Below are 11,459 nucleotides of genomic sequence, written 5' to 3'. Positions count from 1 at the left end.
TAGATGCTATGGAAATCTCTTACCCCGACAATCCAACCCCTACGTTGTTAATTGTGGACGATCGCATCGACAATATCCAAGTGTTGGCGATCGCCTTGGAAATGCACGGCTATTCTATTACTTATGCCCTCAGTGGTCGCGCGACTTTTGAGCGACTCGAAGCGATTAAACCAAATTTAATTCTCCTCGATTTATTCATGCCGGATATGGATGGGTTGGAAATCTGCGAGAAAATTAAAGCCGATCCGAACTATCAAGATATTCCTATTTTGTTTTTATCGGCGAGTGAAGATGAAGATCATTTGGTCACTGCCTTTCAAAAAGGGGCTGCCGATTATCTGAGGAAACCGTTTAGAACCGTCGAACTTCTCGCCCGCGTTAAAACTCACATCCAATTGCAACAACAGGCAATCGCCCTCAAACAGACTCGCAATCAGCTCGAAACCCTTGCCAATCAGCTCGATGACGGGGTTTTAGTCGTCGATTCAGGGGGGGTAATTCGATTTGCCAATCCCAGATCGGCGCGGATGTTAAATAAGTCCTTGTCTGAATTAGTCGGCCATCCCTGCGATGATGCGCTACTGGAAAACGACGGTGCACAGATCGAAGTGGTTGGAGAAAATGGAGAATTAGAAAAAGCGGCTATTCACCTTAAAAAGGGTCAATGGGAAGATCGATCGGCTTCGATGATTTGGTTACGCAGTCTCGGGCGTAGTCATCGGTTGCCAGCTCATGATTAATCGGTGAGGAACCTTTGCAATTGTCCGGCGATCGCCCCCGTCTCCATCCAAAATCGGGCGACTTTGTTCTCGATTTCATTAGAAATTTATTTAAAGTCTGAAATTCAAAATTTAATTCAAAATCTAAAGTCTAATACCATTTTTCTCAACCCTCGACCTCTCTCATTTCTCATTATCTTTGAAAAATGGTATCTATCCAAAATAGAGCAATTTTGTTATTTATCCAATTAAAAACTAAGATATAATCTACGATCTAAAATCAAAAATCTAAAATCCCACATTCCACCATGTCTGTTTGGCAAGCCGATTTTTACCGACGCCCCCTTAAAACTGAACGAGGAGAACCGATTTGGGAATTACTTTTGTGTGACGCCGATGGCAGCTTGACCTACAGACAGCGCTGTCTACAGTCCCAAGCGAATCCGCAATGGGTCGCCCGACAATTTCAACAATTTAGTGAGGGTCAACTCGCCACAACGGTGCAGGTGTTTCGTCCCCAATGTCTCGGATTGATTGGCGAAGCGGCAAAACAGCTCGGAATGGCGATCGAAGCGACCCGACGCACTTATGCGTTAAAGCGATTGCTGTTGTTACTCGCCCGGGAGTACCCCCAAGAAGCGAACTATACCGGGGAAGAGTACGATCCGTTGGCCGTCGATCGCCCGCCGCCGCTTCCGTTACCGGAAAAGTTGTGGGGTGACGGTTGGCGTTTTGCCAGGATCGAGGCGGGCGATCTCGTCGATACCTTTGCCGATCGCCCGATCCCGATTGTCGAAATGCCGGACCTACTCAAACCGATTCATTTGGGCTTGTCATCGACGGTGACGGTTCCCGGAGTGGCGATCGATGGCGGGAAAGCGTCGATGCAACTGGCGCGCTGGTTGCAAGCGGCCCGACCCGTGGCGATCGACTATCGCGGTGGCGAGTTCGGCGGTTTGGTGTTAGAAGCGGGATTGAACGATCGCGCCATTTTGGCGACCTTTGACGACCCGGAGGCGATCGCCTGCGCCCGACGATTCGAGCAACGCAAGCAGGAGGCGGGGGGTCTGCATTTTCTCCTCGTTCAACCCGACGACACGGGCCGGACTTACAGTGGGTTTTGGCTGCTGCAAGCGGCGTGAGTGCTTCCCCACTCGTCCCTAAAACAGCAACCCGGGCGATCGGTTGCGATCGCACGGGTTCGGCAGTTGGGATGATTCATTGGTGTTTTAATCGATAGTATCCGGCGATCTCTGGCGCGATCGAGGTTAGAATAATGGCTCTCAAACCACCCGGATCGCTCCTCGTTGAACCGCCTCAAAAATGCGATCGATTTGGGAATGTTCCCGTTCGCTTAAAGACTCTTTCGACAACACCGTAGACATCAAGATTTGCTGGTCGAGTCGAGTGATCTGACGAAGGGAGAAGATCCGCTCGATCACTTGCTCTAGGGACAGTTTCGGGACGTTCGTTTTAGCACCCATGATGGTTCGCGTTTGAAGATCGAAGAGCAGTTTTCTGTCTTTTTAATCATAAAGTTTCTGTAAAGTCTCGGAGGCGATCGAAACCACCCTTCTTTTGTGACCGTTGAGGGCGAATCGAGTGACATCGGTCATTGACACCCTTTTGTCCCTTTAAAAGGGCGGGTTGTTCCAGGTAAAATAGCTGGGCATTTCTGCGATCGACGATCGGCAATAAGGACAGCAAAACTCATGGCACAAGCAACGATTGGCATCATTGGCGGCAGTGGGCTTTATGAAATGGAGGCCCTGGGCGATCGCCAAGACGTCCGCATCGATACCCCCTTCGGCGCCCCCTCCGACGCGATCGTTTTAGGCACCTTAGACGGCACCCGCGTCGCTTTTTTAGCCCGTCACGGTCGGGATCACACCTTATTACCCTCAGAACTGCCGTTTCGGGCGAATATCTACGCCATGAAGCAACTCGGCGTCAAATACTTGATTTCCGCTTCGGCGGTCGGTTCTCTTAAAGAAACTGTAAAGCCCTTAGATATGGTCGTCGTCGATCAATTTATCGATCGCACGCGATCGCGCCCCTCCACCTTCTTCGGCGATGGAATAGTCGCCCATATCAGCTTTGCAGACCCAGTTTGCACCGCTTTAGCCCGAATTCTCGCCAATGCTGTCGAAAGCTTGAATTTGCCCGAAGTCGAACTCCATCGCGGCGGGACTTACGTTTGCATGGAAGGCCCCGCCTTTTCCACCCGCGCCGAATCCCATCTCTATCGCAGTTGGGGCGCCTCGGTCATCGGCATGACCAATTTACCCGAAGCCAAACTCGCCCGCGAAGCCGAAATCGCCTATGCCACTTTAGCATTAGTCACCGATTACGATTGTTGGCATTTAGACCACGATAGCGTTTCCGTCGAAATGGTCATTGCTAACTTAAAAGCCAACGCAATTAACGCCCAAAAAGCGATCCGCGAAACTGTGCGCCGTTTGAGCGAAAATCCCCCCGAATCGGAAGCTCACGAGGCTCTCAAATATGCCATTTTAACTCCTTTGGATCGGATTAGTCCGGCAGTTCGCGAACGGTTGCAATTATTGTTGCAAAAATATCTCTGACTCTCGTCAATTCAGGGCGGCGATCGCTTTCGATCGCCCCTCCCGTGGCTTTACTTTTCGCGATCGCCCATCGCTCGAACTCCCGTAAATAACATCAACAATGCCCCGAGAACAATGGCGATCGCGATCGCTCCCATCACGATGTCTAAATTGGTCGTGTTTTCCATCTTTGAGATTTGAGATTGAATGGGCTTTAAATAGACTAAAGAAATTTTATAAAATTACTCCTTAATTTTACCGTACCCTCATGCGCGAATTTATTCCCCCTCACCGCTTTTTTCCCTATTTAACTTGGGCTGAAGTTGACGCCTTACCGGATAAAGCCAATACAGTCATCATTCAACCGATGGGGGCGATCGAACAACACGGCTATCATTTACCCTTAGTTGTCGATAGCGCTATTAGTGTCGCCGTTTTGGGCAAAGCCTTAGAACAATTATCCCCCCAAATTCCCGCTTATGCCTTACCGAATTTAGCTTACGGAAAATCGAACGAACACGGTAATTTCCCCGGAACGATTAGCCTCAGCACTAATACACTCATCTCTATTTTACTCGAAATTGGCGAAAGTTTGTATCGCGCCGGATTTCGCAAACTCATTTTGATGAATTCTCACGGCGGACAACCGCAAATCCTCGAAATTGCCGCCCAAGATTTAACGGCAAAATATCAAGATTTTAGTATTTTTCCCATTTTTACTTGGCGCGTTCCCAATCTCAGCAAACAATTGATGAGTGAAACTGAGCGTCAGCATGCCATGCACGCTGGAGATGCAGAAACAAGCTTGATGCTGTCAATTCTGCCGGAATTCGTACACATGGATAAAGCCATTTGTGAATATCCGCCAAACCGTCCGGAAGGGAGTTTATTGGGGACGAAAGGAGGGTTAACCTTTGCCTGGATGAGCGATCGCCTCAGCCATAGTGGTGTCATTGGCGATGCAACCGCAGCCAGTCGAGACAAGGGCGATCGCATTTTAAACTCTTTAGCAGCAGGTTGGATCCAGTTAATCGAAGAAGTTTATAACTTTGAACCACCCAATGTACGCAAAAATCTATGATTTTCTGCTGAGTAGCACCTCGTATCGTATGGGCAAATTTTCCATTTTTACCGTTGCGATCGCATGAATTATAAATACTTTCAACCCGATCGCAGTAATAACATGGTTGCGAGCCAACCCGTCAAAATTGTCTCGATCGCTCATTGCTATTAGATTCAAATGTTGAAACTTTTGCTTCCACTTCTTTGAGCCGTTGGTTAATTTCTATAACTAAAGTTGCGAGGCGATCGAACTGTCGTTCTAAATCGGGATTGTTATTCATTTCTCGATTAATATTTTCGGGAGAAGATGGGGATATTCTTCTAGATTCTGTTATTCGGTTGTCCGCAGAAAATTGATTTTCTAGTCGATAAACTTGGCTTTCCAGACGGTTGACTTGCGATCGCAGGTTGAAGACTTCCCCTTCTAACCGAGAAACTTGAGCGGAAACATCCGCAGAAGCCGGGGCGATCGCCCATCCAGTCAGCAGTAAAATACAGAAAAATAGTAAAATCAGAATCTGTCGCATTGAAAAGAGCATGATATGATAGAAGAAAATAAGTTCAACTCAGGAGCGATAAGAAAAGCAATTTACTCTTTCCTTATTTATTTATCAATTCGGTCTATTTCAACCAATATTTTTAAGGAGTGAATCGCGCGATCGCCGAAATAATATCCCGATGGCGATCCTCTCGGAATAGAGAGAGCAACTTTAAAGTAAACTTTCAATTCAATTAGAATCAATTGTAGCAAGTTTAGCGATCCATTCAATCTCCGAGGAAATCTGAGTAAGCGGTTAACGGTTCATGACTTCTCAGCAACAGTTGCTAGAGCAAGCCGAGTCTTATTTACGAGAAAAAGTCGCCCCTAAAGCGGAGGCGATCGATCGCGATATGCTCGCCCTGCATCAAGCCCTTCTCGGGTTAGGCGATCGCGCCTCGCTCGCTTTAAAAGTTACTCACAATTCCAGCAGTTCCAAAGAAACGATCGCCCATCGTTTTAAAGAAATGGTCGCTCGATATTCGGGCGCTTTAGCCTTCGTGCAAACCCAACATCAAAGCGCGAGTGCCATGCTCGCCAACAGCAAAAATCGAGGGCTAAAACAAGAATATCTCGATCGTTTAGCTACAGGCGATCGGTTGCTCGGAATCGCCTTTTCGCAACTGCGCCGTTCCGGGGAACCGATGGTCAAAGCCTGGCCCGTCAATGGCGGTTATCAAATTGACGGTCAAGTTCCTTGGGTCACTGGCTTCGGTATTTTTGAAGAGTTTATTGTAGGCGCTCAATTGCCCGACGGACGCGCCGTTTACGGTATCGTTCCCTTTAGCGAAAGCTATCAAGAAGGCGATCGTGCTTCTAATTCATCGTGGAAATTAGGGCGAATTTTATTTACGCCGCCGATGTCTTTAGCAGCGATGCAATCGAGTCAAACCGTCAGCGCTCAACTCGAATCGTGGTTTCTGACTCAGGATCGAATTGTCGTCATTCGTCCCCCGGGGTGGATTCACGAACAAGACCAAAAAAATGTTTTAAATGCGAGTTTTTTTGCCCTCGGATGTACCCGCGCTGCCCTCGATATTATTGAAGCAGCCATGCATCAAAAACAATTAACATTTATTCGCCAAACCTTTGAGATCTTCGATCGCGAATTAAGGCAGTGTCGCTCGGCTATTTTTAAAGCCATAGACAAGCGAGAAAGCAGCGAGTTAAATGCTTGGTATACTCAAGCTTTGGAGTTGCGAGCTTGGGCGATCGAATTGGCCAATCGCTGCGCTCATGCGGCGGTCACCGTGTCCAGTGGGGCGGCTAATTGCAACCATCATGCCGCAGGTCGTGTTTATCGCGAAGCCTTGGTGTTTACGGTGTCCGGACAAACGACTGCGGTTATGGAGGAAACATTACGACGCTTGACGCGATCGCGCTACAGTAGATAAATGGGGTGGGGATGGTTAAACCCTACTCAACTCGGTAAAATGTCCCTCATCTATTGATTTTCACGCAATTGATTCACTCAAACCTTGTCTAAGATTAACAAACAGTTTATTTGGCCTTCTGTTATTAGTATCTTACTCGGAAAAGCGATCCTCGTTTATCGTGGTCCGGGATGGACATTTTTTCGGTTTTATATCGGCGATGTGGTTGCCGTCGCATTTTTGTACTTTTTTTTGAGTCTGTTTTGGCGCATTTCTTGCTATTGGCGTGCCGGAGCGATCGGGGCGATCGCCGTAGCCATTGAATTCGCGCAATTGTTCAAACTGACCCCACAAAATGACTCTTTTTTAACTGAAATTGTCTTTGGTTCGCACTTTGAAGTCTGGGACTTTCTTGCTTATTTTGCCGGGTTGGCGATCGCCATCCTCATCGAGAACTACGCCCTCGTCGAAAGAAGATAAATCTGTAATCCTTTTTTAAAAATGATATAATCTAAAAAAATAGGGCGATCGGCGAATCTGATTGTTGATTATCACGGCTCAATTTAACCTAATTGTTTACCTTTTTCATCCCGTCTCATGTCAAAATTCATTACTACAATTCGCGTCCGACATCATGAAATGGATGCGCTAGGTCATGTCAACAATGCTTGTTACCAGCATTACTTAGAACAAGCCGGAATCGAGCATTCAGAACATCTCGGATTTAGGGTCGATCGCTATCGAGAACTCGGCGGTTTATTCGTGATGCGTCGCATTGAAATTGACTATCTCCGTCCGGCGATCGCCGGGGATATCCTCGCCATTACAACCTGGTTGGAAAAGATGCGCGGCCCTCGGGCAATTCGTCGCTACGAAATTCGCAAACAAGGTGAAGAAGACCTCGTCGTTACGGCTGAAGTTTTGTGGGTTTGGGTCGATGTCAAAACCATGCGTCCCAAAGCCATTCCCCCTGAAATTTTGTCCGCTTTTTCCAAGCATCGCCAAGAAATCGCCGCCAATTGCTACAATTAGAGGTAGAAGGGGGTAACAGTTAGAATCAGTGGAACTTGTCATAGAATCTGCTGTGGGACAATGAGAAAAGCATAAAAAAATCATGGAAACAATACAGAAAATAGTAAATAATTCGTTTGTAACTAGTTAGTTTTTTAAAAAAGTTAAGAAATCATAACAATCTCCACAAGTCTCCAAGTGCCATTTAAAATGGAATTAGGGGGAAGGCGATCGTCTGGCTGGAAATCGCAAAAAATATCGGCAAGGATTACAATAATCATTAAGCGATATTTGTTTTCTAGCTACGAGCCATCTACAACGGTGTCGAGATTAAAACCCCTCAAAAAGGTTACAAGCACTGTGCTGCGGGATTCAACGCTTTTTTCAAAAATCGGTAATCTAAAGAGAGTCGAGAAACAAGCGCTGAATTGTGGATAAGTCTACAGGGAGACTTCTATCGACGATACCCGAGAACGACAAGACCGCGCGCTTTGGCTAATGATTCATGGGGATCGCGCTGAGAAACGAATTTCAAGTGTAGGGAATTTCTCGTCGAGCCAAGGATAGCCGATAGTGAACCATCGAGATACTTCGATCCAAACCATGTCCCTAGAATTTCCGAGCGGCCCGGTACCGATTGATTCCGAGCTGTATATTGACCGTCCTCCGGTCGAAAAACTGGCATTTGAAGCCCTCGAAAAACCAGGAAGTGTTATTCGGATTCGAGCGCCGCGCCGGACGGGAAAAAGTTCTCTGTTACTCCGCATTATGAATCGAGCGGCTGAGCTCGATTATTATCAAGCTTGGTTAGATTTTCAGCGTGCTGACGAATCAATTTTTGAAAATTTAGATAAATTTTTACGCTGGTTTTGTGCCACCATTTCTTTACAGTTAAAACGTCCGCCTTTACTCAACGATTATTGGGATGAAGATATTGGCAGCAAAGTGAGTTGCTCTCTCTATTTTCAAGGGTATTTATTAGAACAACTCGATCGCCCCCTCGTCTTAGCTTTAAACGAGGTTAACTGTATTTTTGAATACTCGAAAGTCGCGACTGATTTTTTTGCTTTATTGCGTTCTTGGCACGAAGACGGAAAGCAAGTGGCGATCTGGCGAAATCTGCGTTTAGTTGTGGTTCATTCCACAGAAATTTACATCCCTTTAAATATCAATCAATCTCCCTTTAATGTTGGGTTACCGATTAAATTACCGGAATTTAATTTACAACAAGTCGGCGAACTGTCCCGGCGCCATAATTTGAATTGGGGAGACTGTTCCGAGGAAAACAGCGAAGCCAAACGCTTGATGGCGATGGTGGGGGGACATCCTTATTTAATTCGATTGGCTTTATATCATCTTTCTCAGCAGCAAATGAGTTTAGATCGGCTTTTAAATGAAGCACCGACTTTAAGCGGAATTTATCAAGATCATCTGCGCGACCAACTGACAACTTTACAAAAAGACCCGGAACTGGCTGCCGCTTTTCAAGAAGTCATTGAAAGTGAAAGTAGCATTAAATTAAAACCCGTGCTGGCTTATAAATTGAATAGTATGGGTTTGGTTAAATTAGAGGGCGATCGCGTCCAAGTTTCATGTAATTTATATCGGATTTATTTTCAAGATCGAGAATTAGGATGGGATCGATTGAGCGATCGCCTCGCACGATTGCAACAAACCAACCAAGAACTTTATCAGTTAGTCAATATTGACGATTTAACTCAACTCGCCAATCGCCGTTATTTCGATCGCGAATTTCAGCAAAAATGGCAAGAATCCGCGATCTCCAAAACGCCACTAGCGGCGATCATGTGCGATATTGATTTTTTTAAAAATTATAACGACACCTACGGCCATCAAGCGGGGGACGAATGCCTACAAAAAGTCGCTCAGGCGATTCGTCATGCGATCGGTCGTTCTACTGATTTTGCAGCCCGTTATGGCGGCGAAGAATTCATTATTATCTTACCGGGAACCGACGCCTTTAGTGCTTTTTATCTAGCCGAAAAAATTCGGGAAACGGTAAAAATGCTTGCGATTGTTCACCAGAAGTCAGCCCTCGCCGATCGCATCGTCACGATTAGTTTGGGGGTCGCCTGTACGGTTCCAGATCTAGAAACAGAAGCCAAACAGTTAGTTCAAGCCGCAGATCGAGCCTTATATCAATCTAAAAAAGAAGGGCGCGATCGCGTTACCGTTAGCGATAGTTTCGATTACGGACTGTTAGAATAGTTGGAGAGTTGAAATTCTCAATTTTTATTCCCGACAGCGATAAAGCTGATAGGGAATTCCCAATCGATAATATTGTGCCGGATCTAACGCGCAACTCTTCCCGGAGGCGATCGCCAATTCTGGGGGATATTGTCGTTGTCGCAAACCCGGCGCAACGACCCACAAATTGAGGGGAAGTTCTCCTAAATTTTCCAATTCAGCCAGGGATTGCCACACATTTTGATAGTGAGGCGATCGAGATAAAAAGGCAAACTGAGTGCGATCGTTTCCTTCCCCTTCTTCGGCGCGTTGGCGACTGAGTTCGAGAGCAAAACTTAACCCTAATGCCACTTCTTGATAGTTTTCGTACCCTACCACCATCGCCAGCGATCGTGTCGGTTCTAAATTCACGATCTTAGCAACCCCTTGAGGGTCGTAAGGCTTTTGAAATGCCAAATTAGACAAAACAAATACACTACTCAACGTGCCTACAGTGAATACAAACAGGGCATAAACTCGCTTGTGAAGTGGTAACAATGCGCGGGGAGAACCGTACCACAATCCCGCACCGATTAAGGCGCAAATACTCGGATAGTAAATAAAATGATAGCGAACGGCTGAGGTGATATCTTTGCCCAAGCCGTAGACAATTGTCAAGTATTCTAATAAAACAATTGCCGTAAATAATAGTAAAATGAGCGTTGAAAGCTGGGTGCTTTTTTGGGAGATGAGTTGGCGAATTGTTCCCGATAAAACCCACAGTAAAGCGCCAACAAAAAGCAGCATTAAGATGGCGGCGGGAATCGCTAACGGGAGAGGTTGATTTTCTACGGGGAACGCCACCACCATGACCGTCCATCCGGCGAGGGTTTGGAAAATGGGGTTGATGCTATCGACCCAAGACGGTTGGAAGGGTTGAAACCAATCGGTTTCCGAACGATTGAAATGACTGTAAAGGGTGGGTAACCACGGTAAAAAGGCGAGAAAAGGTAGGGTAAAACAAAAGCCCGTTAAGGCGATCGCCTTGCTTGAAATTCGCTCTATAGTTGTTCGATAATGCCAGATCAAAATAATAATTGTCGTTAAAATTTGAGCGGCGATCGCCAGTAAAGAAAAATAGTGAATGTAAAGAGCAATTGTATTACAAATCGCCCATAACAACCCCAAACGGATAGGAAATTTTTTACCTTGAATTAAACGGCAGATCGTTGAAATTAAAGCAGTTAAGGAGAGAGAAATCAGCAGCATTGGTAAGGTATAATGGCGCGCTTCTTGCGATAAATAAACCGCAAATGGAGAGACCGCCATTACTCCCGCCGCCATTACTCCCGCTTCTTTAGAAAAAGCCACGCGATTGAGATAATAACTCGCGGCGATCGCCCCGACTCCAAATAACGCAGGAAGCGATCGTAACTGCCAAACGAAAGACCCATCAACTCGATTTAACCAATCGTGCATCAAGCAAAAAAATAAGGGTGGATGGGTCGATTCAGTAGCTACTGTTGCCGCAATTTGCGAACAAGTCGCCGGGGGGCGATCGCTGAAAATATTGGTTAATACTTCTGGAGAAAAAGCAATATCTAAAGGAATTTCCTGATAACTTTTTCCCAAACTAAAGATCGCCGTCATGATTTCATCCAACCATAACGGTTTTGCTTCTAATTGAAGAAAGCGTAATAAGGCACCCAAAAATAAAATAATAGTCAGATTTAAATAGTGGCGAGATAATCCCATAAAAGTAAAGCAATTATATTTTTCTACAAGGCAAAGATTCTACTGGCTTCGCTGTTTTTAGGGGAATGATAAGTTACATCAGTGTACTTTACAGCTCTCGGGCGTCTGATGAGCAAAGTAGGGGTTTGGTAACCAAACCCCTACCTGGCGAGGGGGATTTCGGGGGATCTAAATGTCTTGCATAGCAGAGGCAAATACTGTATGAGGATATCGACCTTCGCATTTGGTTGACCATTGTAATTGGAGGCGA

At 46.1% G+C, this 11,459-nt stretch carries 11 protein-coding genes; 8 read left to right on the top strand and 3 right to left on the bottom strand.

What is annotated here, in order from left to right; genetic code table 11:
• Positions 1–8: 8 nt before the first annotated feature.
• Both JJD41_RS12905 and JJD41_RS12900 read left to right on the top strand, forming a co-directional pair.
• Entirely contained in the window at positions 9–740 is a 732-nt protein-coding gene (locus JJD41_RS12905) for a response regulator (protein WP_200666490.1), read from the top strand.
• A gap of 287 nt (positions 741–1,027) precedes the next feature.
• Positions 1,028–1,861: a Tab2/Atab2 family RNA-binding protein gene (locus JJD41_RS12900; RefSeq protein WP_200666488.1), complete on the top strand. Its 834-nt coding sequence runs from the start codon at positions 1,028–1,030 to the stop codon at positions 1,859–1,861.
• A gap of 141 nt (positions 1,862–2,002) precedes the next feature.
• Here the strand turns inward: JJD41_RS12900 and JJD41_RS12895 are convergent, their stop codons facing one another.
• Positions 2,003–2,203, bottom strand: a complete 201-nt coding sequence (locus JJD41_RS12895) for a hypothetical protein (protein ID WP_200666486.1) — start codon at positions 2,201–2,203, stop codon at positions 2,003–2,005.
• 228 nt (positions 2,204–2,431) lie between these two features.
• On the opposite strand from JJD41_RS12895, the gene JJD41_RS12890 reads away from it, so the two are divergent.
• Together JJD41_RS12890 and JJD41_RS12885 are read left to right on the top strand one after the other, a co-directional pair.
• Complete coding sequence (locus JJD41_RS12890) at positions 2,432–3,304, top strand: S-methyl-5'-thioadenosine phosphorylase (protein ID WP_200666484.1); 873 nt, start codon at positions 2,432–2,434, stop codon at positions 3,302–3,304.
• A gap of 247 nt (positions 3,305–3,551) precedes the next feature.
• Entirely contained in the window at positions 3,552–4,364 is an 813-nt protein-coding gene (locus tag JJD41_RS12885) for a creatininase family protein (RefSeq protein WP_200666482.1), read from the top strand.
• 121 nt (positions 4,365–4,485) lie between these two features.
• Here JJD41_RS12885 and JJD41_RS12880 read toward each other — a convergent pair whose 3' ends face one another.
• Complete coding sequence (locus tag JJD41_RS12880; protein WP_200666480.1) at positions 4,486–4,872, bottom strand: hypothetical protein; 387 nt, start codon at positions 4,870–4,872, stop codon at positions 4,486–4,488.
• A 277-nt stretch (positions 4,873–5,149) separates the two neighbouring features.
• Here JJD41_RS12880 and JJD41_RS12875 point away from each other — a divergent pair, with 277 nt between their 5' ends.
• From JJD41_RS12875 to JJD41_RS12860, 4 genes are all read left to right on the top strand, one after another.
• Entirely contained in the window at positions 5,150–6,277 is a 1,128-nt protein-coding gene (locus JJD41_RS12875) for an acyl-CoA dehydrogenase family protein (protein WP_200666478.1), read from the top strand.
• An 84-nt stretch (positions 6,278–6,361) separates the two neighbouring features.
• Positions 6,362–6,736 carry a DUF2809 domain-containing protein gene (locus tag JJD41_RS12870; RefSeq protein ID WP_200666476.1) on the top strand — a complete coding sequence of 125 codons (375 nt, stop codon included), beginning with the start codon at positions 6,362–6,364 and terminating at the stop codon, positions 6,734–6,736.
• Between the two features lie 117 nt (positions 6,737–6,853).
• Positions 6,854–7,288, top strand: coding sequence for an acyl-CoA thioesterase (locus JJD41_RS12865; protein ID WP_200666474.1), 435 nt, complete (start codon positions 6,854–6,856; stop codon positions 7,286–7,288).
• 582 nt (positions 7,289–7,870) lie between these two features.
• Positions 7,871–9,496 carry an AAA-like domain-containing protein gene (locus JJD41_RS12860; RefSeq protein WP_200666472.1) on the top strand — a complete coding sequence of 542 codons (1,626 nt, stop codon included), beginning with the start codon at positions 7,871–7,873 and terminating at the stop codon, positions 9,494–9,496.
• Positions 9,497–9,520: 24 nt separating this feature from the next.
• Here JJD41_RS12860 and JJD41_RS12855 read toward each other — a convergent pair whose 3' ends face one another.
• The gene (locus JJD41_RS12855; RefSeq protein WP_200666470.1) at positions 9,521–11,209 is read right to left on the bottom strand and encodes a glycosyltransferase family 39 protein; all 1,689 of its coding nucleotides are present in this window, start codon (positions 11,207–11,209) and stop codon (positions 9,521–9,523) included.
• Positions 11,210–11,459: the final 250 nt, after the last annotated feature.

The organism is Oxynema mangrovii CENA135 (assembly GCF_016632315.1).
Taxonomy (GTDB): domain Bacteria; phylum Cyanobacteriota; class Cyanobacteriia; order Cyanobacteriales; family Laspinemataceae; genus Oxynema; species Oxynema aestuarii.
Note: the sequence above shows the minus strand (reverse complement) of the source record. Positions and strands in the feature narration are given on the sequence as shown.

Bases quoted from the DNA above. Each gene is read 5' to 3' on its own strand.
- JJD41_RS12855 (WP_200666470.1), bottom strand. From the start codon at position 11,209: ATGGGATTATCTCGCCACTATTTAAATCTGACTATTATTTTATTTTTG.
- JJD41_RS12905 (WP_200666490.1), top strand. From the start codon at position 9: ATGGAAATCTCTTACCCCGACAATCCAACCCCTACGTTGTTAATTGTG.
- JJD41_RS12875 (WP_200666478.1), top strand. From the start codon at position 5,150: ATGACTTCTCAGCAACAGTTGCTAGAGCAAGCCGAGTCTTATTTACGA.
- JJD41_RS12885 (WP_200666482.1), top strand. From the start codon at position 3,552: ATGCGCGAATTTATTCCCCCTCACCGCTTTTTTCCCTATTTAACTTGG.
- JJD41_RS12865 (WP_200666474.1), top strand. From the start codon at position 6,854: ATGTCAAAATTCATTACTACAATTCGCGTCCGACATCATGAAATGGAT.
- JJD41_RS12880 (WP_200666480.1), bottom strand. From the start codon at position 4,872: ATGCGACAGATTCTGATTTTACTATTTTTCTGTATTTTACTGCTGACT.
- JJD41_RS12860 (WP_200666472.1), top strand. From the start codon at position 7,871: ATGTCCCTAGAATTTCCGAGCGGCCCGGTACCGATTGATTCCGAGCTG.
- JJD41_RS12890 (WP_200666484.1), top strand. From the start codon at position 2,432: ATGGCACAAGCAACGATTGGCATCATTGGCGGCAGTGGGCTTTATGAA.
- JJD41_RS12900 (WP_200666488.1), top strand. From the start codon at position 1,028: ATGTCTGTTTGGCAAGCCGATTTTTACCGACGCCCCCTTAAAACTGAA.
- JJD41_RS12895 (WP_200666486.1), bottom strand. From the start codon at position 2,203: ATGGGTGCTAAAACGAACGTCCCGAAACTGTCCCTAGAGCAAGTGATC.